The 24,901-nt window shown below is 66.2% G+C and carries 22 protein-coding genes and 2 tRNA genes; 11 read left to right on the top strand and 13 right to left on the bottom strand.

Going from position 1 to position 24,901, the window contains the following annotated elements:
- Positions 1 to 81: 81 nt before the first annotated feature.
- From ACP7BH_RS00930 to ACP7BH_RS00920, 3 genes are read left to right on the top strand one after another with little or no spacing between them, the layout of a single operon-like run.
- On the top strand, positions 82 to 1,350 hold the full coding sequence (locus tag ACP7BH_RS00930; protein WP_425984448.1) for a DNA polymerase IV: 1,269 nt from the start codon (positions 82 to 84) through the stop codon (positions 1,348 to 1,350).
- 8 nt (positions 1,351 to 1,358) lie between these two features.
- Entirely contained in the window at positions 1,359 to 2,654 is a 1,296-nt protein-coding gene (pncB, locus tag ACP7BH_RS00925; RefSeq protein WP_425984450.1) for a nicotinate phosphoribosyltransferase, read from the top strand.
- Between the two features lie 36 nt (positions 2,655 to 2,690).
- Positions 2,691 to 3,431 (top strand): polysaccharide deacetylase family protein, encoded by a 741-nt coding sequence (locus ACP7BH_RS00920; RefSeq protein WP_425984452.1) that lies wholly within the window; start codon positions 2,691 to 2,693, stop codon positions 3,429 to 3,431.
- 119 nt (positions 3,432 to 3,550) lie between these two features.
- Here ACP7BH_RS00920 and ACP7BH_RS00915 read toward each other — a convergent pair whose 3' ends face one another.
- The gene (locus tag ACP7BH_RS00915) at positions 3,551 to 4,444 is read right to left on the bottom strand and encodes a hypothetical protein (protein WP_425984454.1); all 894 of its coding nucleotides are present in this window, start codon (positions 4,442 to 4,444) and stop codon (positions 3,551 to 3,553) included.
- A gap of 112 nt (positions 4,445 to 4,556) precedes the next feature.
- Here ACP7BH_RS00915 and ACP7BH_RS00910 point away from each other — a divergent pair, with 112 nt between their 5' ends.
- A complete protein-coding gene (locus ACP7BH_RS00910) occupies positions 4,557 to 5,015 on the top strand; it encodes a RidA family protein (RefSeq protein WP_425984456.1) in 459 nt (152 codons plus the stop codon).
- Complete coding sequence (locus tag ACP7BH_RS00905) at positions 5,012 to 6,157, top strand: GNAT family N-acetyltransferase (RefSeq protein WP_425984829.1); 1,146 nt, start codon at positions 5,012 to 5,014, stop codon at positions 6,155 to 6,157. Before ACP7BH_RS00910 ends, ACP7BH_RS00905 begins: the two co-directional genes overlap by 4 nt.
- Positions 6,158 to 6,209: 52 nt before the next feature.
- Here ACP7BH_RS00905 and clpA read toward each other — a convergent pair whose 3' ends face one another.
- The 3 genes from clpA to ACP7BH_RS00890 all read right to left on the bottom strand — a co-directional run bounded on the left by clpA (position 6,210) and on the right by ACP7BH_RS00890 (position 9,515).
- Positions 6,210 to 8,510, bottom strand: coding sequence for an ATP-dependent Clp protease ATP-binding subunit ClpA (gene clpA, locus ACP7BH_RS00900; RefSeq protein ID WP_425984458.1), 2,301 nt, complete (start codon positions 8,508 to 8,510; stop codon positions 6,210 to 6,212).
- Between the two features lie 13 nt (positions 8,511 to 8,523).
- Positions 8,524 to 8,853, bottom strand: a complete 330-nt coding sequence (clpS, locus tag ACP7BH_RS00895; protein ID WP_346495895.1) for an ATP-dependent Clp protease adapter ClpS — start codon at positions 8,851 to 8,853, stop codon at positions 8,524 to 8,526.
- Between the two features lie 170 nt (positions 8,854 to 9,023).
- Complete coding sequence (locus ACP7BH_RS00890) at positions 9,024 to 9,515, bottom strand: phasin family protein (protein ID WP_425984460.1); 492 nt, start codon at positions 9,513 to 9,515, stop codon at positions 9,024 to 9,026.
- A 276-nt stretch (positions 9,516 to 9,791) separates the two neighbouring features.
- Here ACP7BH_RS00890 and ACP7BH_RS00885 point away from each other — a divergent pair, with 276 nt between their 5' ends.
- The 3 genes from ACP7BH_RS00885 to ACP7BH_RS00875 all read left to right on the top strand — a co-directional run bounded on the left by ACP7BH_RS00885 (position 9,792) and on the right by ACP7BH_RS00875 (position 13,305).
- Positions 9,792 to 11,270, top strand: coding sequence for a serine hydrolase (locus tag ACP7BH_RS00885; protein ID WP_425984462.1), 1,479 nt, complete (start codon positions 9,792 to 9,794; stop codon positions 11,268 to 11,270).
- A 63-nt stretch (positions 11,271 to 11,333) separates the two neighbouring features.
- Positions 11,334 to 12,419 carry a PA0069 family radical SAM protein gene (locus ACP7BH_RS00880; protein ID WP_425984463.1) on the top strand — a complete coding sequence of 362 codons (1,086 nt, stop codon included), beginning with the start codon at positions 11,334 to 11,336 and terminating at the stop codon, positions 12,417 to 12,419.
- A 43-nt stretch (positions 12,420 to 12,462) separates the two neighbouring features.
- The gene (locus tag ACP7BH_RS00875) at positions 12,463 to 13,305 is read left to right on the top strand and encodes an alpha/beta hydrolase family protein (RefSeq protein ID WP_425984465.1); all 843 of its coding nucleotides are present in this window, start codon (positions 12,463 to 12,465) and stop codon (positions 13,303 to 13,305) included.
- On the opposite strand, the gene ACP7BH_RS00870 is transcribed toward ACP7BH_RS00875, so the two are convergent.
- Complete coding sequence (locus ACP7BH_RS00870) at positions 13,302 to 13,697, bottom strand: hypothetical protein (RefSeq protein WP_425984467.1); 396 nt, start codon at positions 13,695 to 13,697, stop codon at positions 13,302 to 13,304. The genes ACP7BH_RS00875 and ACP7BH_RS00870 overlap by 4 nt on opposite strands.
- 2 nt (positions 13,698 to 13,699) lie before the next feature.
- Entirely contained in the window at positions 13,700 to 14,944 is a 1,245-nt protein-coding gene (locus tag ACP7BH_RS00865; RefSeq protein WP_425984469.1) for a class I SAM-dependent RNA methyltransferase, read from the bottom strand.
- Positions 14,945 to 15,149: 205 nt separating this feature from the next.
- Here ACP7BH_RS00865 and ACP7BH_RS00860 point away from each other — a divergent pair, with 205 nt between their 5' ends.
- Positions 15,150 to 15,806 (top strand): glycine zipper 2TM domain-containing protein, encoded by a 657-nt coding sequence (locus tag ACP7BH_RS00860; protein ID WP_425984471.1) that lies wholly within the window; start codon positions 15,150 to 15,152, stop codon positions 15,804 to 15,806.
- A 185-nt stretch (positions 15,807 to 15,991) separates the two neighbouring features.
- Here the strand turns inward: ACP7BH_RS00860 and ACP7BH_RS00855 are convergent, their stop codons facing one another.
- The 5 genes from ACP7BH_RS00855 to ACP7BH_RS00835 all read right to left on the bottom strand — a co-directional run bounded on the left by ACP7BH_RS00855 (position 15,992) and on the right by ACP7BH_RS00835 (position 22,723).
- Positions 15,992 to 16,717 carry a TlyA family RNA methyltransferase gene (locus ACP7BH_RS00855; RefSeq protein ID WP_425984473.1) on the bottom strand — a complete coding sequence of 242 codons (726 nt, stop codon included), beginning with the start codon at positions 16,715 to 16,717 and terminating at the stop codon, positions 15,992 to 15,994.
- Positions 16,714 to 19,554, bottom strand: coding sequence for a valine--tRNA ligase (locus ACP7BH_RS00850; RefSeq protein ID WP_425984475.1), 2,841 nt, complete (start codon positions 19,552 to 19,554; stop codon positions 16,714 to 16,716). Before ACP7BH_RS00850 ends, ACP7BH_RS00855 begins: the two co-directional genes overlap by 4 nt.
- A 117-nt stretch (positions 19,555 to 19,671) precedes the next feature.
- Positions 19,672 to 20,280, bottom strand: a complete 609-nt coding sequence (locus ACP7BH_RS00845; protein WP_425984477.1) for a DUF2497 domain-containing protein — start codon at positions 20,278 to 20,280, stop codon at positions 19,672 to 19,674.
- 164 nt (positions 20,281 to 20,444) lie between these two features.
- On the bottom strand, positions 20,445 to 21,980 hold the full coding sequence (locus tag ACP7BH_RS00840) for a TolC family outer membrane protein (RefSeq protein ID WP_425984479.1): 1,536 nt from the start codon (positions 21,978 to 21,980) through the stop codon (positions 20,445 to 20,447).
- Between the two features lie 140 nt (positions 21,981 to 22,120).
- The gene (locus tag ACP7BH_RS00835; protein WP_425984481.1) at positions 22,121 to 22,723 is read right to left on the bottom strand and encodes a protein-L-isoaspartate O-methyltransferase family protein; all 603 of its coding nucleotides are present in this window, start codon (positions 22,721 to 22,723) and stop codon (positions 22,121 to 22,123) included.
- 162 nt (positions 22,724 to 22,885) lie between these two features.
- Between ACP7BH_RS00835 and ACP7BH_RS00830 the strand changes: the two genes are divergently transcribed.
- Positions 22,886 to 22,959: transfer RNA gene (locus tag ACP7BH_RS00830), tRNA-Cys, on the top strand.
- A gap of 48 nt (positions 22,960 to 23,007) precedes the next feature.
- On the opposite strand, the gene ACP7BH_RS00825 is transcribed toward ACP7BH_RS00830, so the two are convergent.
- Entirely contained in the window at positions 23,008 to 23,841 is an 834-nt protein-coding gene (locus ACP7BH_RS00825) for a TrmH family RNA methyltransferase (RefSeq protein ID WP_425984483.1), read from the bottom strand.
- A 42-nt stretch (positions 23,842 to 23,883) separates the two neighbouring features.
- Here ACP7BH_RS00825 and ACP7BH_RS00820 point away from each other — a divergent pair.
- Positions 23,884 to 23,958: transfer RNA gene (locus tag ACP7BH_RS00820), tRNA-Asn, on the top strand.
- 73 nt (positions 23,959 to 24,031) lie between these two features.
- On the opposite strand, the gene ACP7BH_RS00815 is transcribed toward ACP7BH_RS00820, so the two are convergent.
- The gene (locus ACP7BH_RS00815; RefSeq protein ID WP_425984485.1) at positions 24,032 to 24,868 is read right to left on the bottom strand and encodes a methyltransferase domain-containing protein; all 837 of its coding nucleotides are present in this window, start codon (positions 24,866 to 24,868) and stop codon (positions 24,032 to 24,034) included.
- Between the last annotated feature and the right edge of the window lie 33 nt (positions 24,869 to 24,901).

Here is a 24,901-nt window from a genome sequence, read left to right as displayed (position 1 = left end):
AACGCGGGACGCCTCGTTGGTCGCATTCGTAGGCGCCCAGTCTTAAGTTGGGGTGAAGCCAACCTTACGGAGACCTTAAGCGTGGCCATCAAGGCCATCTGTCGCGACTGCCTGTGGACCGGCGCCGATCCCGCCGGGCCGCCCGAGCGCCGCTGTCCGGCGTGCGGGTCGCGACGCGTGGTCGCAGACGCCGAACTGGACCAGCTGTCCATCGCCCACATGGACTGCGACGCCTTCTACGCCTCGGTGGAGAAGCGCGACCGGCCGGAGCTGCGCGACAAGCCGGTCATCGTCGGCGGCGGCAAGCGCGGCGTGGTCTCCACCGCCTGCTATGTCGCGCGCCAGTACGGCGTCGGCTCGGCAATGCCGATGTTCAAGGCGCTGGAGGCCTGCCCCGAGGCGGTAGTCATTAGGCCCGATTTCACCAAATACGTCTTTGAATCACAGCGCATTCTGGGAGCGTTGGGCAAGCTGACGCCCTTGATCCAGCCGCTGTCCTTGGACGAGGCCTGGGTCGATCTGTCGGGCACCGAGCGGCTGAACGGCGGGCCGCCGGCGTTTCAGCTGATCCGGTTCCAGAAGCAGATCGAGGAGGAGACCGGCCTGACCGTCTCCATCGGCCTGGCCCCGAACCGCTTCCTGGCCAAGATGGCGTCGGAGATGGACAAGCCGCGCGGATTCTCCGTCGTAGGGGCCGCAAACGCCCAGGCTCTGTTGGCGCCGCGTCTCGTCACCACCCTGCCCGGCGTCGGCCCGGTGTTCGGCAAGGCTTTGCGCAGCGACGGCTATTCGACCATCGGCGATCTGGCCCGGGCGGACGTACGCGATCTGGTCAAACGTTACGGCGAATCGGGCCTGCGCCTGCACGAGCTGGCCCACGCCCGCGACGCCCGCGCCGTGAACCCCGAACGCGACCGCAAGGGGATGAGCGCCGAGACCACCTTCAACGAAGACCTGACCTCGCCCGAGGCGCTGGAGGCCGAGCTGTGGCCCCTGTGCGAGAAGCTGGCGTCAAAGGCGCGCCGCGACGGCGTCGCCAGCCGGGTTCTTGTGCTGAAACTGCGTCGTTCGGACTTCAAGATCATCACCCGCCGCATCACCCTGCCCGACCCGGTCCAGACGGCGCGCGCCCTGTTCGCCGCCGGCCGCGACCTGCTGAAGCCCGAACTGGGCCCGTCCTATCGGCTGATCGGCATCGGCATGGCCGACGTGCAGGACGCCGAGGATGCGCCCATCGGCCTGTTCCAGACTTCCGAGACCCGCACGCTGAAGACCGAACGCGCCATCGACAAGCTGCGCGAAAAGTTCGGCAAGGACGCCGTGGTGGCGGGGCGCGCGCTGAAGCCGTAGGAAGCGCCATGGATCTCGCCAAACGCGCCTACGACCACGGCTTTCGCCTGGACCCAATCGTCCGCAGCCTGCTGGATACCGACTTCTACAAGCTGCTGATGCTTCAGATGATCTGGCGCGAGCATCGCGACGTGCCGGTCGTCTTTCAGGTCATCAACCGCACGACCCGCGTGCGCCTGGCGGACGAGATCGACATCAACGCCCTGCGTGAGCAACTGGATCACGCCCGCACCCTGCGTTTCACCAACAAGGAACTCGTCTGGCTGGCGGGCAACAGCTTCTATGGCGTGAAGCAGATCTTCCGGCCCGACTTCATCGCCTGGCTGACCGACTATCGCCTGCCCGACTACGACCTGTCGGTTCAGGACGGGCAGTATGTGCTGACCTTCTCGGGCGGCTGGGCCGAGGTGACGCTGTGGGAAATCCCGGCGCTGGCGATCCTGAACGAGTTGCGTTGCCGCGTCGGCATGAGGCGGTTGGGCCGTTTCGAGCTCGACATCCTCTATTCGCGCGCCAAGACCCGGCTGTGGTCCAAGGTCGAGCGGTTGCGCGCCTTGCCCGATCTGGCCCTGTCGGACTTCGGCACGCGGCGGCGGCACGGCTTCCTGTGGCAGCGCTGGTGCATTCAGGCGCTGAAGGAAGGGCTGGGGTCGTCCTTCATCGGCACGTCCAATGTGCTGCATGCGATGGAGAACGACCTGAAAGCCATCGGCACCAATGGGCACGAACTGCCTATGGTCATGGCGGCGCTGGCGTCCGACGATGCGGCGCTGGCCCAGGTTCCCTATGCCGTGCTGGACGAGTGGCGCAGGCATTATGCGGGCAATCTGCTGATCGTCCTGCCCGACGCCTTCGGCACCGAGGCCTTTCTGGATCAGGCGCCCGACTGGGTCGCGGACTGGACCGGCTTCCGGCCCGATTCAGCCCCGCCGATCGTGGCGGGCGAACGGCTGATCGACTGGTGGCGCGCCCACGGCCGCGACCCGAAGGAGAAGCTGCTGATCTTCTCGGACGGCATGGACATCGACGGCATCGAAGCCGCCCACGCCCATTTCCACGGCCGCGCCCGCCTCAGCTTCGGCTGGGGTACCAATCTGACTAACGATTTCCGCGACTGCTCGCCGGCCTTCGCGCCGGAACTGGAGCCCATCTCCCTGGTCTGCAAGGTGGTCGAGGCCGGGGGCCGGCCCGCCGTCAAATTGTCGGACAATCCGGCCAAGGCGGTCGGCGATCCGGCCGAGATCGAACGCTATCGTCGCGTCTTCGGCGTGCGCGGCCTGACCGCCCAGCCCGTCACGGTCTGAAACCCGCCCTTAAGCCTGATCCCTCATAAGGGCAGAATGAACGCCTTCATCGACAAGATGCGCCGCCGCGCCGGCCGCTATCTCGACGTCCGCGCCGAGACGATCCAGCCCGCGCGCGGCATTCTCAGCCTGTCGTTCGACGACATCCCGGCATCGGCCTGGACCGAGGCCGGGCCGATCCTGGCCGAGCACGGGGTCAAGGCGACCTATTATGTCTGCGGCGGCCTGGCGGGCGGTCGCAATCTGGACCTGCCGCAGTTCGAGGTGGAGCACCTGCAGGCGCTGCATGAGGCCGGACACGAGGTCGGCTGCCACACCTATGAACATGTCTCGACCCTGACCCTGTCGCCGGCAGAGCTGGACGCCAGCCTGGCCCGCAACGCCGCCTGGGTGGCCGAGCGGCTGGATGGGTATCAGATGCAGACCTTCGCCTATCCCTTCGGCGACTGCGCCTTGGGGTCCAAGGCGATCATCGACAAACGCTTCCTGTGCGGGCGCGGGGTGCGCGACGGGATCAACGTCGGCCGCGCCGATCGCAACCTGCTGCAGGCCATCGGGCTGGAGAGCCGTCGTCTGCCCGGTTACGATCTGGAACAGCTGGTGGCTGAAACGGCAGCGTCCAAGGGCTGGCTGATCGCCTATGGCCATGACGTCAGCGATGCGCCGACGCCCTACGGCTGTCGTACCGAGGACATCGACCGCCTGATCCGCCTGGCCAAGGCGGCCGATCTCGACATCCAGCCGGTCGCGGCGGCCTGGCGGGTGGCGACCCAATAGACCTCGTCACCCTCGGGCTTGACCCGAGGGCCGAGCGTTCTGCAGCATTGCGTCAAGGGTGATGCACAACCCGATCCGCATCCGATCCTCGGGTCAAGCCCGAGGATGACGGAGATGGGTCAAGCGGCAGCCTTGCGCCGATCCGCCCAGGCGATCAGTTCCTTGCGCGGCCAGATCATCAGCCACGACCGCGCGGTGTATTCCCCGCTGTCGATCAGTGCCTTCCTCGACGCCGAGGCCGTCGCCGCCCGTTCGGTGTGGATCGGCGCCGGTCCCTGATGGACCATGAAGGCGCCGCCGTTCAGCGGGTTGAGCCGCAGGTGGGCCAGGCGCGGGCTGATCTCGGTCAGAGGCGGGTCATAGAACCAGCTGGAGCCGATCATGCCCGCCAGTTCCGGCCGTGCGCGGCACAGCTCCGCCGCCGTGGCCCAGGCCTCGTTCCAGCCGTCCTCGTTGAAGCCCCGCAGCCAACGGCTTTCGGTGTGCACCTCCAGCCACGGCTCGCGCTTGGCGCCCGTCGCCAGATACCGGAACAGGGGGTTGATGCCCCAGCCGTCGCGGACGTGTTTGACGATCTGGCCCGGCCCGACGGGCGAGCTGAGGTCGATCACCTGGCTCTTGGCGCCCGGCACGCTGAGCGCCAGGGTGAAGCGCACATCCTTGGACCAGTGGTCGAAGACATAATCGCCCTCGGCCTTGTCCAGAAACGCCGCCAACTGTTCGATCCAGTAGGGATAGAGGGCCATCACCTCGGCCGGCAGACGCATCGCCGCCGCGCGATCGGGCAGTTGCAGCGCCCAGGCCGCGACCAGACCCCGCCGCACGTCGTCCGAAGCCTCAGCGCCCAGCAGGGCGTCCACCGCCTTGGCCGGCATTTCGAAATCCCAGTGCGGCGCGGCCTCGGCGGCCTTCAGCGCGGCCGGTGCTGCGGTGGCGTCCACGCGCGCCCGGTCGCCGGGAGACAGCCGCGCCAGCACGGCATGGAAGACGGCGACGTCGGGGGTCAGGTGCATATCCATGATCGGCACAATGACACGGCGCGGTTGGCGAACCTTTAAAGCCGCGCGACGGACGTGACGCCGCCCTTGCCGCGCGCTAAACCGCGCCCAGATAAAAGGAGCCCCCATGAGCATCGAAGCCCGCATCGCCGAACTCGGCCTCACCCTGCCGGAACCCGCCAAGCCGGTGGCAAGCTATGTCTCCTATGTCCGCTCGGTCAATCAGGTCACCATCTCGGGACAGCTGTCGAACGACGCCTCGGGCGGGATCAAGGGCACGGTCGGCGTGGACGTGACGCCGGAACAGGCCACGGAGGCCGCCCGCTTGTGCGGTCTGAACCTGATCGCCCAGATCAAGGCCGCCTGCGACGGCGATTTGGACCGGGTGGTCCGCATCGTCAAACTGGGCGGCTTCGTTCAGGCCGGTCCCGACTTCATCGCCATTCCCGCCGTGATCAACGGCTGCTCGGACCTGATGGTCGAGGTCTTCGGCGACGCGGGCAAGCACGCCCGTTCGGCCGTCGGCGTCTATAAGCTGCCGCTCGGCTTCGCCGTCGAGATCGATGCGATCGTGGAGATCCGCTGATCTTTCAGATCTCGGTTCACGAAGGGATCGCCGACATCGGCCGCGAGGCCTGGGACGCGTGCGCGCGGTCCACCGGCGATCCCTTCGTCTCCTATGACTTCCTGCACGCCTGCGAGGCCTCGGGCAGCGCCGCGCCGCGGCAAGGCTGGGCCCCGCGTCATCTGGCCCTGCGGGGTGACGACAACGCCGTCCTGGGCGTCATGCCCCTCTATCTGAAGGGCAACAGCCAGGGCGAATATGTCTTCGACCACAGTTGGGCCGACGCCTATGAACGGGCGGGCGGTCGCTATTATCCCAAGCTGCTGGGCGCCGTGCCCTTCACGCCCGCGACCGGGCCGCGCTTCCTGAACCATCCCGAAACCGACGCCGCTACGGTGCGCCAGGCCCTGATCCAGGGGGCGGTGACCTTGGTCGAGCGGCTAGGCGTCTCGTCCCTGCACGTCAACTTTCCGACCGAGCCGGAATGGTCGGCCATGGCCGAGGCGGGCCTGCTGCCGCGGCAGGACATCCAGTTCATCTGGCGCAACAGCGGCTATCAGACCTTCGACGATTTCCTCGCCGCCCTGTCGGCCAACCGCCGCAAGACGATCAAGCGCGAGCGCCGCGACGCCCAGGCCGATCTGGACATCCGCGTCCTGACCGGCGCCGAGATCACCGAGGCGCACTGGGACGCCTTCTTCGCCTTCTATATGGACACTGGCTCGCGCAAATGGGGACAGCCCTATCTGACGCGCGACTTCTTCAGCCGCGTCGGCGCAACCATGGCCGACCGGATCGCCCTGGTCATGGCGTTTAGGGACCAGACGCCCATCGCCGGCGCCCTGAACTTCATCGGCCGCGACGCCCTGTACGGCCGCCAATGGGGCACGCTGGAAGACGTGCCCTTCCTGCATTTCGAGCTCTGCTATTATCAGGCGATCCAGTTCGCGATCTCGCGCGGCCTGTCTCGCGTCGAGGCCGGCGCCCAGGGCGACCACAAGATCGCGCGCGGCTACCTGCCCTCCCCCGTCTATTCCGCCCACTTCATCGCCGACCCGGCCCTGCGCGATCCCGTCGCCCGCTATCTGGACGGCGAACGCCCGGCGATGCAGGCCGAGATGGCGGCGATGACCGAGGACATGTCGCCCTACAAGGCCACATAGAAAAAGGCCCGGCTGTTTCCAGCCGGGCCTTCCGCCTTCGACCCTTTGAGGATCAGGCCGTCTCTTCTTCCTCGGCCTTCGCGGGCGCGTTGGCGCTTGCGATGTCGAAGTCGATCTTGCCGTCCTTCAGCTGGACCTTGACGTGTCCGCCGCGCGTCAGACGTCCGAACAGGATGTCGTCGGCCAGCGGCTTCTTGATCGAGTCCTGGATGACCCGCGCCAGAGGACGCGCGCCATACAGTTCGTCGAAGCCGTTCTTGGCCAGCCAGTCGGCGGCTTCGTCGGTCAGTTCGATGGTGATGTTGCGGTCCGCCAGTTGGGCTTCCAGCTGAAGGATGAACTTGGTCACCACCGAGCGGATCGTGTCGGCCTGCAGCGGCTTGAAGGCCACGATGGCGTCCAGACGGTTCCTGAACTCCGGCGCGAACAGGCGTTGGATGGCCTTGTCGTCCTCGCCCTCGACCTTGCCCCGGCCGAAGCCGATGGAGGCGCGGGCGTTGTCGGCGGCCCCAGCGTTGGTGGTCATGATCAGGATGACGTTCCTGAAATCCACCTTCTTGCCGACCGCATCCGTCAGCATGCCGTTGTCCATCACCTGCAGCAGGATGTTGTAGACATCCGGGTGCGCCTTCTCGATCTCGTCCAGCAGCACCACCGAGTGCGGGTGCTGATCGACGGCGTCGGTCAGAAGCCCGCCCTGGTCATGGCCGACATAGCCCGGAGGGGCCCCGATCAGCCGGCTGACGGTGTGACGCTCCATATATTCCGACATGTCGAACCGCTGCATCTCGATGCCCAAGGTGGCGGCGAGTTGCTTGGCGACCTCGGTCTTGCCGACGCCGGTCGGACCGCTGAACAGGAAGCTGCCGATGGGCTTGTTCGGATCGCGCAGACCCGCCCGCGCCAGCTTCATCGCCGCCGAGACCTGTTCGATGGCCTGTTCCTGACCGAACACCGCACGCTTCAGATCGACTTCCAGTTCGCGCAGGCTCTCGGTGTCGGACTTGGACACCGACTTGGCCGGGATGCGGGCCATCTTGGCGATGACGGCCTCGACCTCCTTCTGGCCGATGACCTTCTTGCGCTTGGATTCCACCAACAGCATCTGGCCGGCGCCCGCCTCATCGATCACGTCGATCGCCTTATCCGGCAGTTTCCGGTCGGTCATGTAGCGAGCCGACAGCTCGACCGCGGTGCGGATGGCGCTGTCGGTGTAGCGGACCTTATGGTGCTGCTCGTAGTAGGTCTTCAGACCCTTCAGGATCTTCACCGTGTCCTCGACCGTCGGCTCGTTGACGTCGATCTTCTGGAAGCGACGCACCAGGGCGCGGTCCTTCTCGAAGTGCTGGCGATATTCCTTATAGGTCGTCGACCCCATGCAACGCAGCGAGCCCGACGCCAGGGCCGGCTTCAGCAGGTTGGAGGCGTCCATGGCCCCGCCCGAGGTCGCGCCGGCGCCGATAACCGTATGGATCTCGTCGATGAAGAGGACCGCGTTCTCGTGGTTCTCCAGCTCCTTGACCACCTGCTTCAGGCGTTCCTCGAAGTCGCCGCGATAGCGGGTGCCGGCCAGCAGCGCGCCCATGTCGAGCGAATAGATGGTGGCGTCCTTGAGGACGTCGGGCACTTCGCCGTTGACGATCTTGCGGGCCAGACCTTCGGCGATGGCGGTCTTGCCGACGCCGGGGTCGCCGACCAGCAGCGGATTGTTCTTGGTCCGCCGGCACAGGATCTGGATCGAACGATCCACCTCGGCCTGGCGACCGATCAGCGGATCGACCTTGCCCTGGCGCGACTTCTCGTTGAGGTCCACGCAATAGGCTTCCAGCGCCTCGCCGCCCGACTTGACGGCCGAGGCGTCCTCGGCCTCCTCGGGCGAAGAACCCTTGGCGGGACGGGCCTCGGTGGCGCCCGCCTTCTTGGCGATCCCATGAGCGATGAAGTTGACAGCGTCGTAGCGCGTCATGTCCTGCTCTTGCAGGAAGTAGGCGGCGTGGCTTTCGCGTTCGGAGAAGATGGCGACCAGCACATTGGCGCCGGACACTTCTTCGCGGCCGGACGACTGGACGTGGATCACGGCGCGCTGGATGACGCGCTGGAAGCCGGCGGTCGGCTTGGCGTCCTCGCCGTCGGCCGTGGCCAGGGCGGCGAGATCGTTGTCCACATACAGGGTCAGCGCCGCTTTCAACGCCGTCAGATCGACGTTGCAGGCCTGCATCACGCCGGTCGCGTCGGGATCGTCGATCAGCGCAAGCAGCAAGTGCTCAAGCGTCGCATATTCGTGCCTGCGCGCATTGGCGTATCCCACCGCGCGGTGCAGGGTTTCTTCGAGAGGACGGGAAAATGAAGGCATCGGGAGGTTCCTCTCAGTCCTTTTCCATCGTGCATTGCAGAGGGTGCTGGTGGCGGCGCGCGGTCTCGATGACCTGCGCGACCTTGGTCTCGGCGACCTCGTAGGTGAAGACGCCGCAGACGCCCACGCCATGCTGATGCACATGCAGCATGATGCGGGTGGCCTCTTCGCGGCTCTTCTGGAAGAACCGCTCCAGCACATAGACGACGAATTCCATCGGCGAATAATCGTCGTTCAGGATCAGCACCCGATAGAGCGAGGGCTTCTGAAGCTTCGGCTTTGTTTCGGTGACGGTGGCGGTGCCTTGACCGCCCCCGGTATCACCGGGCCTTTGTATGGGCATTCGTATTCCGTAATCGGGGAGTCGTCTTGTCTTCAACAGATAGGGAATGATGGCCTGAATTGAAGCGGCGTCCAGTCACGGATTGCGTGAAGAGCAAACGACGGATCCAAAACGTAAAAAAGCCCCGGAGCGAACTCCGGGGCCTTCTCGATCCGTAGAGGACGCCGTGTTTAGCGGGCGGCCTGGAAGGTTTCGACCGAGGCGGTGACGCGCTCGTTGATCGGCTTGATGCTGTCCTTGACCGTGGCGGTCATGATCTCGTTCGTCTTGGTCAATTCGGCGACATAGCGCTCCATCGACTTCTTGGCCCAGGCGGTCTGCAGCTCGAAGAACTCCTGCACCGAGCGGGCCGTCGACAATTCCTTGGAGGCGGCGACGCCGTCTTCCCAGGACGACTTGGCGAAGCCCAGCGCCTGTTGCGACAGGGCCTCGGCGCCCTTCTGGGCGACGGCAGCCGACTCGACCATGGCGTCCAGGTTCTTCTTGCTATGAGCGTTCAGCTCGGCCAGCGAGGCGGTCGATTTCTCGATGCCTTCACGGAAGGCCTGGGTGCCGGCAGCCTGCATGGTCTCGGCCTGAGCCTTGACCTTGGCGCCGGCCGAAGCCGCGGCGGCGGTGACTTGATCGGCGGTCTTCTTCACATTTTCGGTGGCGTCGGCCATGGTCGTCTCTCCGGTGATGTGGCCCGAGGTGACGGGCGCTGGGCGGAAAATTTCAGGCGAGGCTGGTCCTCGCAGGCCCTGCTTATGCTGCAAGTGCGAAGGTTTTTCAAGCTTATTGTGCAATGCAGCATATTATCGGCGATAACCTTGGTCGTCGGGTCAAATTCCCGTTGACGAGCGGTTAACCACCATGAAACCCGCGCCTCCTATGCTAGCTCTTTCTTCGTGACGGCCGGGGGGCCTGTCACACCCTGTTCACCGAGGGTTGTCCCGCCCATGATCGCTTTTCTCCGCCGTGGCCTGTTCGCCGTTCTCGCGCTTTCGCTGGTCCTGGGCGCGAATGTCCGGCCGATCGAGGCCCAGTCTCAGGAGAACAGCCGCTACGCCGCCATCGTCATCGACGCCGCCACCGGCGAGGTCCTGTTCGCGCGCAACGCCGACAGCCGCCGCTATCCCGCGTCCCTGACCAAGATGATGACCCTGTATCTGGCGTTCGAGGCCCTCTCTCAGGGCAAGGCGAACGTGAACGACGTGCTGACGATCTCGCCGCGCGCCGCCTCGCAACCCCCGTCCAAGTTGGGCCTCGCCGCCGGCCAGACCATCACCCTGGACGACGCCATGCGCGCTACGGCCGTGCGGTCCGCCAACGACATGGCCCTGGCCATCGGCGAGCACATCGGCGGGTCGGAAGCCCGTTTTACCAATATGATGACCCTGAAGGCGGAACAGCTGGGCATGACCCAAACCCGCTATTTCACCGCCAACGGCCTGCCCGATGCGCGCCAGATCACTTCGGCGCGCGACCAGGCCATCCTGGCGCGCGCAATCATGCGTGATTTCCCACAGTATTACAGCTACTTCGGCCTGCATGACTGGGCCTATAATGGTCGCAACTATCGCAACACCAACGGCCTGCTTCCCACCGGGCGCGGCTATGACGGCATGAAGACCGGCTATACCAACGCCTCGGGCTACAACCTCGCGGCCTCGGCCGTGCGCGACGGACGCCGACTGATCACCATCGTGCTGGGCGGCCGTTCGACCGCCAGCCGCAACGCCCACGTCGCCGAACTGATGGACACCGGCTTCGAGGTCGAGCGCCGTCGCGCCCAGGGCGAGCGGATACAGATCGCCCAGACCTTCTTCGAACAGCGCGGCTTCGGCGTCGGCAGCGTTTCGGCCGACGCTCCGATCGCCTACGCCTCGGTCAATGACGACGAGGACGGGATCGGCGCCGAATCCACTGCCGTCGCCTATACGGCAGCCCCGCCGCCCGCCGCCCTGCCGACCCGCGTCGCGCCTGCCCCGTCGGAACGCGCCGCCAGCCAGCGCACCGCCGCAACCGCACAGGCCATCGGCCAGGCCGCAGCCTCTTCTCCGAACGCCCGCGCGCCCCACAATGTCACAGCCTCACTGAACGGCGCGCCGTCCAGCGCGGCCGTTGCGCCCTCGACCACACCGCGTCGCACGACCCCGCCCCCGGCGCGAGAGCCGGCCCGCGCCGCCGCCCGCACGCCCGCCGGACGCTGGGCCGTTCAAGTCGGCGCCTTCCGCGACGAGAAGGTGGCCAGCGACTGGCTGACCGAATTGAACCGCCGTTTCCGCACCCAGTTCGCCACGGCCGAACGCAATGTCCAGACGGCCGGCGACTGGTATCGTTCGCGCTTCGTCGGCCTGACAGAAGCCGGCGCCAAGACCGCCTGCGAGGCCCTGGCCGAACGTCGGGTCACCTGCATGGTCATCGGCCCCGACTGAAGTGATCACAAGCGAGAACAAATGTTCTTGCTTTGTTCCCCATGATGTCGCATCGTCCTTCCCATGGAAACCGCCAAGGGAAGAGGGGCGCGTTCGAATGCGACCGGCCGCTACGAGCCTGAACAGCATCAGTCGTTCGACGACGGCTGGACGCGCGACGACGCCGAGGCCGCGCCGCTGCGCACCACCCTCACCCCGGAGCACGCCCGCACCATCATCGCCCGGAACGACAGCCCGGACATCGGATTCGACCGCTCCATCAACCCTTACAAAGGTTGCGAACATGGCTGCATCTACTGTTACGCCCGTCCGTCCCATGCCTGGATGGGCCTATCCCCGGGCCTGGATTTCGAGAGCCGGATCTTCTTCAAGCCCCAGGCCGCAAGTCTGCTGGAACAGGCGTTCCTCGCACCACGATACCGGTGCAAACGCATCCACATAGGCGGCAACACCGACCCCTATCAGCCGGTCGAGCGCGATCTGAAATCGACGCGCTCAATCTTGGAGGTCATGCAACGCTTCAACCACCCCTTCAGCATCATCACCAAGTCGGTTCTGATCGGGCGCGACGCCGACATCCTGGGCCCTATGGGAAAGGCGGGGCTGGCGTCGGCCTTCGTCTCCATCACCACGCTGGATCGGGGTCTGGCCCGCGCGATGGAGCCCCGCGCCTCGACCCCGGCGAAACGGCTGGAGGCCATAAGCCGCCTGGCGGATGCGGGCTGTCCCGTCGGCGTCGGGTTCGCGCCCGTCATCCCCGGCCTCAACGACCACGAACTGGAATCCATCCTCGAAGCCGCCGCCAAGGCTGGGGCGACGCGGGCCATGTATGTCACCCTGCGTCTGCCGCTGGAGATCAAGGACCTGTTCCGCGAATGGCTGGCCGACGCCCGGCCGGATCGTGCGGCTCGCGTCATGTCCCTGATCCGCCAGACGCGCGGCGGCAAGGACTACGACGCCGACTGGTCGCAGCGCATGAAGGGCACCGGCCCGGTGGCCGAACTGATCGGCGCGCGGTTCAAGGCCGCCGTCAAACGCTACGGCCTCGACACGCCGCACCGCCTGCTGGATGAAACCCAGTTCCGCGTGCCCGCCGACGCTCGGCCGCAGATGGATCTTTTCGACCTGCCCCTCGACAAGATTGCCTGAACCTACACCTTCAGGTTAGCGTCCCGCATCCTTGGGGGATTTCATGATCAAGCGTCTGTCGGCGGCCGTCGCCGCCCTGTGCCTGTCCAGCGTCTTGCCCGGCTGCATGACCGTCAGCGTGCCTGAGGGACAGTTCTTCTATCCTGACGCGCGCGTGAAGGCCGAGAAGATCGACCTAACGCCCGGTCGCGCCATTCCCGGGGCCGAAACCCTGTCCCTGCAATATCCCGGAGGCGCGGTCGCCGCCACGCGGGTGCGGACAGGTCGCACAGACGCACCGCTGATCCTCTACTGCGGCGGCAATCTCTTCCGGCGCGGCATCAGCGGCGCGCAGGTGGCGACCGAACTCGCGCCATTCGGCGATGTGTTGATGTTCGACTATCCCGGCTCGGGCGACACGCCTGGACAGGCGAACTTCGCGACCTACAGGTCCGCAGGCGAGATCATCGCGGCGACCGCTCGCGCACAGGCCGACGCCGAGAGCCGCAAACTGATCGCGTGGGGGCATTCCCTGGGCGGCCCGATCTGCGCTGAGGCCGCGCGCGTCATACGCGCCGACTCCCTTGTGCTTGAGGCGACGACGCCCACCGCCCGCGACGCCGTGAACGAGATGATCGGCCTGTGGCGGCCTCTGGTCCGCGTCCAGTTGGCCGATGCCCTGGCGACCGTGGACGTGCCGGCGACGTTGGACGGCTATCCGGGCAAGGTCGTGGTGCTGGAAGCCGGTCGCGACGAGACCCTGCCGCCCGCGCTCAGCCGAAAACTGGCTCAGGACCTTGAGACGCGCGGCGTCGATGTCGAGCGTCTGGTGTTCCCCCGCGCGGACCATGGCGACATCCCGGCTCAGCCGGACTTCGTCGCCCGCGTCGCCGCAGCGCTGAGTTAATTGTCCGCCGCCGACGGGTCGATGGCGCGGGTGACCAGGTCGCGCCAGGTCGGATCGGTATCATCGACCAGATCGACATCCTCCATCAGGGCCACCGCCCCCTCGCCGTCCGGCAGGATAAGGCCAAGGATTTCCATCTCCTCGCCGTCAGGGCCGAGGTGGCTTTCGGCCTGCACGGCCACCGCCGCCTGCTCGCCGTCCTCCTCCCACCAGATCACGGGCTGGGGCAGGTCCATGACGATCGGGCGCGGGTCGTCCGTCTCGGCCAAGGCGAAAACGGCCCGGCGCGCCTGGACGTCGTCCAGGGTCGCCACGGCGCCGACGAACGGCTTCAGCCGTGTCCAGTCCTCGGCGTCGAAACCGCCGCCGTCTTCGTCATGCTGATCGTCCATGGTCATCGCCTGAACACCCCCACCAGTTCGACATGCGACGACCACAGGAACTGGTCGATCGGCGTCACCGTCTCCAGCCGAAACCCGGCGTCGATCAACACGCGGGCGTCGCGGGCGAAGGTCTGGGGATTGCACGACACCCCGACGACGACCGAGGCCTTCGTATCCGCGATCTGGGTCGTCTGGTCGATGGCCCCGGCGCGCGGCGGATCGAACACGATGGCGTCGCACCCTTTGAGATCATACGGATTGAGCGGCCGGCGGAACAGGTCGCGCGCCTCGGCGGTGATAGCCTTCAGGCCCTTGGCCGAACCGACGGCGGCCTTCAGCGCGGCGATGCCTGGCTTGGACGCGTCCGCCGCGATCACCGGCGCTACCGTCGCCAATGGGAAGGTGAAGGCGCCCGCGCCGCAAAACAGGTCGGCGATCTTCCTGGCCCCCTTCACCGCCGCTACCGCGCGGGCGGTCATTGCGTCTTCCGCCTGGGGCACGGCTTGTAGAAAACCGCCGGCCGGCAGGGAGACCGTCGCCGGGCCGAACGCCACCTTGGGCTGGCGCGCCATGACCAGGGTGTCGCCCGCCAGGCTGAGCCGCGCCAGATCGGCCCGATGCGCCGCTTGGATGGCCTTCCACTGGGCGTCGGCCGACAGCCCGCCGCCCGAGCGCCGCTCGACCCCCGTCACATCGACGTCCAGCCCCGACAGGGTCCAGGTGACATGCAGGGTCGGCGCGGATTTCGGATGTTCGAAGAAGGCCGCGGCCAACTCGGCAAGCGCCGGAATGGCCGCCACGATCCGGGGATCGGCGACGGGACAGGCCCGCACCTCGACGAGCCGCCATGACCGCCGCGCCTTGAACCCCAGGACCACCCGCCCATCCTGGGTCCGGCGGGCGTGCAGGGCGACACGACGACGGCTTCCAGGCGGCGTCGCCACCGTCGCCTCGATCTCGGTCTCGATCCCCTCGCGCGCCAGCGTCAGCCGAACCTGCTCGCGCTTCCAGTCCAGATACGGTCCCTCTGACCAGTGCTGAAGCGAACACCCGCCGCAGTCGCCATACTGCGGCGACACCGGTGCGATCCGGTCGGGGCTAGGGGTGACGATATCGACCTGCTCCAACCGGCCGTCCACGACCACGCCGCGCACCGTTTCGCCGGGCAGAGTCAGGCCGGCGAAGACCGGCCCCAACGGCGTCTGGGCGACGCCGTCGCCCTGGCCGCCGACGCGGTCGATCGTGAAGATGTCCATCGGCGGGCTTCTAGCCGTGCGTACCCCGCCGCTCAACCCACGCGGCGTTTTGCGGACGTAATCGCGGGCGAGTCGAACATGAACGAAGATGAACGAACCGATCAATTGCCGTTCAGCTTCGCGGTCGTAAATCTCTCTGCAACGAGACACGAGGCTTTGCCGTTAACGATTGACGGAAACCGCTCGGTCCTCAGAGGTTTGGAAAATGCGTCTCACCAAAACATCGCTCGCCGCCGTCGCCGCCCTGGCGCTCGGCGTCACCGCCGCCCCGCTCACGGCGTCGGCGCAAATCTATTACGGCAACGGCTACAGCCAGAACTACGGCACCGGCTCGTATGCCCCGTCCTACAACTACGGGCGCGGCTATCAGCAGTCCTACGACCCCTGCGCGCGTGAACGCCAGGGTCGCACCGGCGCCGGCGCAGTGATCGGCGGCGGCGCGGGCGCCGTCATCGGATCGCAGCTGGCCGCGCGTGGTCGGCGCACCGAAGGCAGCATCCTGGGCGGCGTCCTCGGCGCCGTGGTCGGGTCGCAGGTCGGCCGATCCAGCTCGGACGCCTGCCGCAGCTACCAGAGCAGCTATGGCTCCAACGGCTACTACGCCCAGGGCTACAGCCAGCCCAGCTACTACGACGATCGCTACACCGGCGATCAGGGCTATAGTTACGAAGACCGTCGCGGCGATTACGCCTACGACCGTGGCGGCTATTATGACGACCGCTCGCGTCCGGTCGAATCCTATCAGAATTCAGACGGATGCCGTCTGGCCGAAAGCCAGGTCCGTCTGCCCGATGGTCGCACGGACACCCGCTATGTCCGCACCTGCCCCGACCAGTACGGCCGATATCGCGTCGTCGATTAATTTTCAGCCCCCCTGTCGATCGACGACGTGACGGGAGCCGCCGGAGGATCAATCCTTCGGCGGTTTCTCATTTTTTGAGGGGCTATCGCGCTTCGCGCTACTTGAGCCCGTGTTTGAGGGCTATCGCGCTCCGCGCGAATTGAGCGCGCTGTTGAGGGGCTAGCGGCCTTCGCGCGATTTGACGTTTAGCCCGGCTTCTTCGCCCACAACAGAAACTCGACATTGCCGTCGCCGCCGGTGATGGGGCTCTCGATCGTCGCCTGCACGGTCCAGCCCATCGCCTCCAGCCAGTCCCGCACACGTTCGACGGCGGCCGCGTGGGCGGCGGGATCCTTGACCACCCCCTTCTTGCCACTGCCGGGACCGTCGGCCTCGAACTGCGGTTTGACCAGGGTGATCAGGTCTGCGTCCGGCGCCGCCAGATCCAGAGCGGCGGGCAGCACCTTGATCAGGCTAATGAAACTGGCGTCGCACACGATCAGCGACGGCGGTTGAGGGATCAGATCCGGCGTCAGGTCGCGCGCGTCGGTCCGCTCCAGACTGACCACGCGCGGATCGGCCGCGACCCGCTCGTGCATCTGGCCAAAGCCGACGTCGACCGCGAACACCTTCTCCGCCCCTCGATCCAAACAGACCTCGGTGAAGCCGCCGGTCGACGCCCCGACGTCCAGCACCACCCGCCTCTCGACCGCCACGGGCCAGACGGTCAGAGCGTGATCCAGCTTCAGCGCCCCGCGCCCGACCCAGCGGTGGGCGTCGACATAGCCGATGACGGACTTGGGCCCCACGGTCTGGGAGCCGGACCTGGCCGGCGCCCCATCCACGGTGACGCCGCCGGCCTCAATGGCTGCCTTCGCCCTGGCCCGGCTTTCCGCCAGGCCGCGCGTGACCAGAAGCTGGTCCAGCCTCATCCGATCTCGCTCAGCCGCGCCAGCGCCGCCTGCAGCTTGACCTTGCCCGCCTCGGCTTCGGCCAGTTTGGCGCGTTGCTCGTCAACGACTTCCGGCGCAGCGCGCGACACGAAATTGGGATTGCCCAGCTTCTTGTTCACATGGCCGATATCGCTGTCGAAGGCGGCGATCTCCTTTTCCAGACGTGTCCGCTCGGCGGTCAGGTCGATGATGCCCGCCAGCGACAGGGCGACCGTCGATCCGCCGGAAACAAAGGTCACGGCCCCGGTCGGCGCGGCGTCCGCCGATCCGACCTCCGACACCCGACCCAGGGTCAGGATCAGGTCGCGGTGGCGTGCGATCCGTTCAGCCGTGACGGCGTCCGGCGCGACGAAGGCCAGCGGCGGCTTGGCCGCCGGCGGCACGTTCATCTCGGCCCGCAGCCCCCGGATCTCGCCGACCAGATCGACCAGCCAACCGATCTCGGCTTCGGCCGAGGCGTCGATGAAGCCGTCCGGCAGCACCGGCCATTCCGCGCCGATCAGCAGGCTCTCGCGCGCCGGCCCTTCCTTGCCCAGTTCGGCCCACAGCTCCTCGGTGATGAACGGCATGACCGGGTGCAGCAGTTTCAGCGTCTGGTCCAGGGTCCAGGCAGTCATGGCCCGCGTCTCGGCCTTGGCCGCCTCGTCCGCGCCATTGAACACCGGCTTCGCCAGTTCCAGATACCAGTCGCAGAAGACGTTCCAGACGAATCGGTACAGCGCCCCCGCCGCATCGTCGAACCGCCCGCCCTCGATGGCCTCAGACACGGCGCGCTCGGCCTTGGTCAGCTCGCCGCGGATCCAGCGGTTGATCGTCTGTTCGACGGTAGCCGGATCAAAGCCCTCGACGCGGCGCGCCTCGTTCATCTGGCTGAAGCGGGCGGCGTTCCACAGCTTGGTGCCGAAGTTGCGGTAGCCCTCGATGCGCTGCTTCGACAGCTTGATGTCGCGCGTGCCCGACAGGATGGCCATGGTGAACCGCAGCGGATCGGCGCCCAGCTCGTCGATGATGCCCAGGGGATCGATGACGTTCCCCTTGGACTTGCTCATCTTCTGGCCCTTCTCGTCGCGGACCAGACCGTTGATGATGACGCGCTTGAACGGGACCTCGCCCATGAAGTGCTGGCCCATCATCATCATCCGGGCGACCCAGAAGAAGATGATGTCCGCCGCCGTCACCAGGTCGCTGGTCGGATAGAACCGCTCCAGATCCTCGGTCTTATCGGGCCAGCCCATGGTCGAGAACGGCCACAGGGCGGATGAGAACCAGGTGTCCAGAACGTCTGGATCGCGGAAGATGACGACATCATCGCCCCCTGCCCAGAACGAAGCACTCCATTCCTCGCGGGTGCCCAACCGGACCGGCATCTTGTAGAAATTCGATGCTGCTTGAAGCACTTCTTCTTCTGTTTCAGCAACGAAAGTATGGCGTGGCAGTGCCTCACCATTCGCTAACGACCAAGCTCCGTTATCGTCCAAACCCGGTCCATACCAAGCAGGGATTTGGTGGCCCCACCACAGTTGGCGCGAGATGCACCAAGGTTCGATATTGCGTAACCACTCGAAATAAATTTTCTCGTAGGACTTAGGCTCGAACACCGTCTCGCCTTGCTCCACAGCCTTCACAGCGGGTTGGGCTAGGGCGTGAGCATCGACGTACCACTGGTCAGTCAACCATGGCTCGATCACCACGCCAGAGCGGTCGCCGTGCGGGACGACGTGCTTGGTCTTCTCGATTTCGCGCAGCCAGCCGTCCTCCTCGGCGCGGGCGACGATGGCCTTACGCGCGGCGAAGCGGTCCATACTGACATACTCCTGCGGTATGCTCGGCTCGTTTGTGATCTGCGCTGTATTGGTCAGAATATTGATAGCCGGCAGACCCGCCCGCTTGCCCACGCCGAAGTCGTTGAAGTCGTGCGCCGGCGTGATCTTAACTGCGCCCGAGCCCTTGGTCGGATCGGCGTAATCGTCGGCGACGATGGGGATGCGACGCCCCACGATGGGCAGGGTCACGAACTTGCCGACAAGGCCGGCGTAGCGTTCGTCCTCGGGATGAACCGCCACGCCGGTGTCGCCCAGCATGGTCTCCGGCCGGGTCGTGGCGACGACGATGAAGTCGCGCGTCTCCCATTCCGTCGCCTTGCCGTCCTCGTCGAAGGCGATGGGGTGTTCGTAGGTGACGCCGTCCGCCAGCGGATAGGCGAAATGCCAATAGGCCCCGTCCACCTCGCGCTGTTCGACCTCCAGGTCCGAGATGGCGGTCTGGAAATGCGGGTCCCAGTTCACCAATCGCTTGTCGCGATAGATCAGGCCTTCCTTGTGCAGTTGCACGAAGACCTTGCGCACGGCCGCGTTCAGCCCCTCGTCCAAGGTGAACCGTTCGCGTGACCAGTCGCACGAGGCCCCCAGGCGACGCAGTTGCTGGACGATAGCGCCGCCGCTCTCGGCCTTCCATTCCCAGACCTTCTTGATGAAGGCGTCACGGCCCATGTCACGGCGGCCGACGTTGCCGGCGGCGGCCAGCTGACGCTCGACCACCATCTGGGTGGCGATGCCCGCGTGGTCCGTGCCCGGCAGCCACAGCACCGCCTTGCCCTTCATCCGATGATAACGGGCCAGGATGTCCTGCAGCGTGTTGTTCAGCGCATGGCCGACGTGCAAGCTTCCGGTCACGTTCGGCGGTGGGATAACGATCGAATAGGCGTCGGCGGCGCCGTCGGTCGCGGCGGCGGCGCGCGGCGCGAACAGGCCGCTCTCTTCCCACTGGGCGTACAGACGGGGCTCGGCGGCCTGGGGTTCGAAGGTCTTCTCAAGCATGGGACTTCTTTGTTCGTTGTCGTGCGGCGCAAGCGGCGCGGCCGCACGGGGCCTCGAATGACAAAGGGCGGCCCCAGCAGGAGCCGCCCTTCGATTAGTCTGCGGTGAAGCGAAGGGCTAGGCGCTGCGCGCGATGCGTTCGACTTCCTTTTGTACGGCCGCCTGGACGATGCCGGGCAAATTGTTGTCCAGCCAGTCCTTCAGCATCGGACGCAGCATCTCGGCGACCATGGCCTCGACGGTGTTGCCGCTGACGAAGGGCAGGTCGCCCGACGCGGCCTGTGCCGGCTCCGGCTTCTTGAAGGAGGCGGCCAGGCCGGCGAAGGCCGAGGCGGCGCTGGCGGCGGCGCTGTCGCCGACCAGGGTGTCATAAGAGGGCGCAGGCTCGGGCGCCGATTCGGCATAGAGCGGCGCGGGTTCCGGCTCGGGCTGATAGGGTTCAGGCGTGTGTTCGACCACGTCCAGGTCGCCGATGATCTCCGCTGGCGCTTCGTAACGATCGGTCAGTTCCAGCACGTCGTCCTCGACGGCGGCGGGTTCCGGCGTCGGCTCGACCGGTGCGGCGAAGATGGTCTCGGCCGCAAGCGGCTCGGGCACAGGCTCAGGCGTGGCTTCAGGCGCAGCTGCGGCCGGCGTCTCGGCCGGAGCGTCGTCTTCGGAGATGATCCGGCGAATCGACGCCAGGATCTCTTCCATGGTCGGTTCCTGGGCGGACTGATCGGTCATGGCGCAACCTTGGGCGAGGCCTGGGAAGAAGTTGGCTTACGGACTAAGCCGCACGCCGCGAAAGGGTCAGGCGCCGCACGACGGATCGTTCGGCGCCTATGCCTTGTCGTCGCATCTTCGCCCGTCGGAATCAACGGGCGGTTTCAGTCCGTATTTGGCGGCCGTCAGTTCTGCGGCGCGGTGCGAACGACCTCGCCTTTCAACTGCGTGTCGATCGGCGCATCGGCGGCATCGGCGGCTGCGACGATCGGCGGCGAGGCCACGCGGTCCAGCGTCTCGATCACGCCATCCCAAGGCAGACCGCCGCGCCCCTTGACCCGGTCGTAGTTGGTCGCGGGATCATAGGCGTCGATGGAGGGGTTCAGCGCAGGGCCTTCCAGCTGACCCATGGCGGCCAGCAGCGAGGCGCGGGCCACATACTCGGCGGCGCGCGCGCTGGCGACCAAGGTTTGCGAGTTCCGCAGAGCCAGTTCTTGGTTCAGCACATCCAGCGTGGTCCGCAGCCCCACCTGGGCCTCCTGACGCACGCCCTCGGCGGCGACCGAGGCGGCGCGAACCGCTTCGCTGCCTGCCGACACCGTGGCGCGGGTGGACAGGACTTGGGCGTAAGCCGAGCTGACGTCCTGCAAGACGGTGCGGCGCTCGCCCTCGATGGAAATCTGAGCCGCATTGGCGCGTTCCAGCGCCTGGGCGACTCGCGAACGGTTCAGACCGCCCGTGAACAGCGGCACCGACAGGGTGGCGCCGGCGGTGAAGCTGCGACGGTCGGCCAGTTCACCCAGATCGCCCAGATCGTTGGTCGAACCGCCATACGAAGCGGTGGCGCGAACAGACGGCAGATATTCCGAGCGGGCGGCGGCGACAGCCGCCTCTGCGCCTTGCAGCGTATAGGTGGCGGCCAGCACGCCGGGATTCCGCTGAAGGGCGGTTTCGATGGCCACGTCGAAGTCGCTGGGCACGGGCGGCAGGGCCGGCGCGGCTTCCAGATCGGCGGGCGACTGGCCCACGACGGCGGCATAGGCGGCGCGCGAGGTGGACAGCTGGGCCTGGGCGTTGGCCAGATCGGCTTCGGACTGCGCCTGCGACGCCTCGGCCTGGGCGACGTCGGTGCGGGTGATTTCGCCGACTTCGAAACGGGCGCTGGTCTCTTCCAGCTGGCGCTGCAGGACAGTCAGGTTTTCCTGGCGGATGCGCAGGATTTCCATGTCGCGGGTCACGTTCACATAGGCCTGAATGACCGACAGCATGACCGACTGTTCGATCTCGCGCAGGTTCTCGCGGCCGGCCAGGACGCTGGCGCGGGCCTGGTCGATGGCGCGAGAGGTGCGGCCGGCGGTCCAGATGTTCTGGCTCAGGCTGACGCCCACATTCGCGCCGTCGGTTTCCGACGAGGACGACGAGACCTGCGTGTCCGGCACGCCGTCGCCATTGGTGTCGACGAACTGGGTCACGGTGGGGAAGTCGCTGCGGGTGTAGTCCACGCCCGCCGAGGCGCTGAGGGTCGGGCGCAGGCCGGAGCGGGCCTGGACCACCGTCTCATCCAGCGCGCGCTGGGTGGCGCGCTGGGCCAGCAGGTTGGGATTGGTCCGATAGGCCAAGGCGATCGCGTCCTGCAGCGTCTCTGCCCAGGCAGGCGCGCCAAGTCCGGTCATCACGGCGACCACTGCGGCCGAAGCCAGCACACGCGAGCGTTTCAACATTGTCCGTCCTTGCCTGACGCCCCGAGGAACGCCCGAATGTTTTCTCAAGCGTAACTGCGGCCTGACTGAACCACACGCCAGTTAAGTTTTCTTCACGGTTGCGAACGGGATTTCCGTCGCAACCGTGCGTCTCTTGTTTCTTACAGCGCGAAGGTGGGGGCCGGCGTCAGCTCGGCAAGGACCGACGGCGACGAATCGAACAGTTCGCGGCGCGACAGGCCTTCGCGCGTCTGCACATACAAAGCCGCCTTGCCGATGGCGCCGCGACGCTCGACCACCACGATACGGCCGCCGGGACGCAGGGCGGCGCCCCACGATTCGGGCAGGCTCTGCACGCCGCCTTCGGAAATGATCAGGTCCCAGCCCTCGCCGGTCGGCTGGGTCAGAGGCGCGACCACCGTCGTCACGCCCTCGGCCGCCAGGGTCTCGCCGACAACGGCGAATACGGCGTCGTCCGATTCCTGAGCGGTGACCGCCACGCCCATGCGCGCCAGCACAGCGGCGGCGTAAGGGGCGGCGATGGCCAGGGCCTTCTCGCCTGTCCGCGCATCGGCGGCCTGCAGCAGCTTGGCGACATCGCGGGCGGGCATCAGGCGACGCTCGCCGGCGATGACGACCGATTCTTCGGAATAGGCGGCGAATGCGCGATCGGGCGCGCAGAACTTTTCACGCGGCACGGCCATCATGGCCAGGTGAATGGCGCGATCGGTCACGTCGTTCACCCGCACCTGCGAGTCGACCATAGCCTTGCGCTCTGCGGTGAAATCCATCTGTAGGGCAGCCTTCAACGATAATCCGGGAGGAAAACTCGCGCGCTTATAGGTCCGTGCGTTGCAGCGGACAATCCGATCTGATAGCGAACGCCCCTCGCGATGACCGCCCCCGAGAAATCGGGGACCAAAAGCGGCCTGATGGCGGAGTGGTGACGCAGAGGACTGCAAATCCTTGCACCCGGGTTCGATTCCCGGTCAGGCCTCCATCGCGATGACACGGACGAAGGCCGCCCCTTGGGGCGGCCTTCGCGTTTTCAGCCCCGCGCCAGCGCCGTCGTCGTCAGATGATGCAGGGCCACCGCGCTGGTCGCGGCGACGTTCAGCGAATCAAATCCGCCCGCCATGGCGATTCCTATGGACCGACAGCGCTCGATCAGGTCACGGGGCAGACCCGGCCCCTCCGATCCCAGCACCAGAGCGACCGGCCCGGTGCGCCGATAATCCGACAGGCGCTCCGTCGCCGACGGCGTCAGGGCCAGCACTTCGACGCCCGCCTGTTGCAGCGCGTCCACAATGAACTCGGCCTCGGCGACAGCGAACGTCGTGCGCAGCACGGCCCCGACCGAGACGCGAATGGCCTTGCGGTAGAAGGGATCGCAGCAAGTCGCATCCAGCAACACCGCCTTGGCCCCGAAGGCGGCGGCGTTCCGAAACAGCCCGCCCATATTGTCGTGATTGCCGATGCCGCTGGCGACAACGAACACATCCTGAGGCCTCACATCCGCCAGCAGTTCGGCCAGCGACGGCGGCGCAGGCTTTTCGCCCAGGGCCAATATGCCCCGGTGAAGCTCAAACCCGGCGATCCGGTCCAGCACCGGTTGGCGCGCCACATAGACGGGTGTTGCGGGCGGCAAGGCCTGGATCACATCCGTCAGGGCCGCTACCCTCTTCTCGGCCAGCAGCAGCGACAACGGCCGACAGCGCGACGCTGCCGACGCCAGCCCACGCACCACCACCTCCCCCTCGGCGATGAACAGGCCCTTGCGGCCCGTCAGATCGCGTTCGCGGATGTCTCGATAGGCCGCAACACGCGGGTCTTCGGGATCGTCGATAATTATCGGGTCGATTTGCTCAATTTCCCATTGCAAGATCAGAAGAGGCGCTGCTATAGGCCCGCCTCCCGAGCATGTTCCGCGGTAGCTCAGTGGTAGAGCAGCCGACTGTTAATCGGCTGGTCGTAGGTTCGAATCCTACCCGCGGAGCCACTCGGGGGCTTTGATCTGATTGAGCTTTTCGCTCTCAGATCGTGGCGGCAGGCAATGCCCGTCAGACTCATTATCAGCTCCCCGTCAGACTCTTTATTTCCAGCTTGTTCACGAGACCGCGTTTGCGCAGGACGAACGCGTTCTCGTTTCCAACAGACAGAGCGCCTTCAACAGAAAGCTGGGTGATCTTGCAGCAGTGCTTGACCAGTTCGGTAAGCGCATCCATGCCCCAGGCGTGAACGTGGATGTCCATCCCTGCGTCGCTCAGGCGTTGCGCGTGGTCATCCACCTCATGCTCTGCAATCGTCTCACCGGTCATGTATGGGTGCACGAACCTTACGTGTTCACGATAGGCGTCTAGGCGCGTGCCGACACCGCCATCAAGTGCGTCGGCAATCAGGTGGGCCAAGGTCGTGTCGGGACGCAACTGATCAAACGTCTTCCTGCGATCGGGCGCCACCAAGATCATCTGCCCTCCTTGCTTCAAGACGCGGGCGGCCGCTTGGATGGCGCCAATAGGGTCAAGCAAATGCTCGATCACATGCGCGCTGATGATGAAGTCGGCGCTGCTGTCTGGGATTCCAGCGAACGTCTGCGCGTCAATAAAGGTGTCGCCTCCTGACACCGTATCGACCCCGAAATATGCCGCGAGCGCAGGCTCATCGCGGATGTCGCCGTAGGCCACCTGAAGGTGACCAGGCACAGGGAACGGTCGCGACCCAGCGCCAACCTCTATTCCACGACCCTTGAGGCGACTTGCCAATCCGAGACGAGCGCCAAGCACGAGCTTCATTTCTGATTCCGCAAGTGCTTGCCGGCGCCACGCGTGGAGATCAGCGCAAGCCGCCACGACGTCGGCGACCGGGCGGCTCATCCAAAAAGCTGCAGTTTCGTCTTCATACATGCTCATAACGACGACCTCGGATCGTCTGGCTCTTGTCTC

This window comes from Brevundimonas sp. TWP2-1 (assembly GCF_049897645.1).
Lineage (GTDB): Bacteria > Pseudomonadota > Alphaproteobacteria > Caulobacterales > Caulobacteraceae > Brevundimonas.
Note: the sequence above shows the minus strand (reverse complement) of the source record. Positions and strands in the feature narration are given on the sequence as shown.

Bases quoted from the DNA above. Each gene is read 5' to 3' on its own strand.
- ACP7BH_RS00880 (WP_425984463.1), top strand. From the start codon at position 11,334: ATGGAAACCGCCAAGGGAAGAGGGGCGCGTTCGAATGCGACCGGCCGC.
- ACP7BH_RS00860 (WP_425984471.1), top strand. From the start codon at position 15,150: ATGCGTCTCACCAAAACATCGCTCGCCGCCGTCGCCGCCCTGGCGCTC.
- ACP7BH_RS00915 (WP_425984454.1), bottom strand. From the start codon at position 4,444: ATGCACCTGACCCCCGACGTCGCCGTCTTCCATGCCGTGCTGGCGCGG.
- clpA (WP_425984458.1), bottom strand. From the start codon at position 8,510: ATGCCTTCATTTTCCCGTCCTCTCGAAGAAACCCTGCACCGCGCGGTG.
- ACP7BH_RS00845 (WP_425984477.1), bottom strand. From the start codon at position 20,280: ATGACCGATCAGTCCGCCCAGGAACCGACCATGGAAGAGATCCTGGCG.
- ACP7BH_RS00855 (WP_425984473.1), bottom strand. From the start codon at position 16,717: ATGAGGCTGGACCAGCTTCTGGTCACGCGCGGCCTGGCGGAAAGCCGG.
- ACP7BH_RS00885 (WP_425984462.1), top strand. From the start codon at position 9,792: ATGATCGCTTTTCTCCGCCGTGGCCTGTTCGCCGTTCTCGCGCTTTCG.
- ACP7BH_RS00865 (WP_425984469.1), bottom strand. From the start codon at position 14,944: ATGGACATCTTCACGATCGACCGCGTCGGCGGCCAGGGCGACGGCGTC.
- ACP7BH_RS00890 (WP_425984460.1), bottom strand. From the start codon at position 9,515: ATGGCCGACGCCACCGAAAATGTGAAGAAGACCGCCGATCAAGTCACC.
- ACP7BH_RS00850 (WP_425984475.1), bottom strand. From the start codon at position 19,554: ATGCTTGAGAAGACCTTCGAACCCCAGGCCGCCGAGCCCCGTCTGTAC.
- clpS (WP_346495895.1), bottom strand. From the start codon at position 8,853: ATGCCCATACAAAGGCCCGGTGATACCGGGGGCGGTCAAGGCACCGCC.
- ACP7BH_RS00840 (WP_425984479.1), bottom strand. From the start codon at position 21,980: ATGTTGAAACGCTCGCGTGTGCTGGCTTCGGCCGCAGTGGTCGCCGTG.
- ACP7BH_RS00920 (WP_425984452.1), top strand. From the start codon at position 2,691: ATGAACGCCTTCATCGACAAGATGCGCCGCCGCGCCGGCCGCTATCTC.
- pncB (WP_425984450.1), top strand. From the start codon at position 1,359: ATGGATCTCGCCAAACGCGCCTACGACCACGGCTTTCGCCTGGACCCA.
- ACP7BH_RS00815 (WP_425984485.1), bottom strand. From the start codon at position 24,868: ATGAGCATGTATGAAGACGAAACTGCAGCTTTTTGGATGAGCCGCCCG.
- ACP7BH_RS00835 (WP_425984481.1), bottom strand. From the start codon at position 22,723: ATGGTCGACTCGCAGGTGCGGGTGAACGACGTGACCGATCGCGCCATT.
- ACP7BH_RS00875 (WP_425984465.1), top strand. From the start codon at position 12,463: ATGATCAAGCGTCTGTCGGCGGCCGTCGCCGCCCTGTGCCTGTCCAGC.
- ACP7BH_RS00910 (WP_425984456.1), top strand. From the start codon at position 4,557: ATGAGCATCGAAGCCCGCATCGCCGAACTCGGCCTCACCCTGCCGGAA.
- ACP7BH_RS00870 (WP_425984467.1), bottom strand. From the start codon at position 13,697: ATGGACGATCAGCATGACGAAGACGGCGGCGGTTTCGACGCCGAGGAC.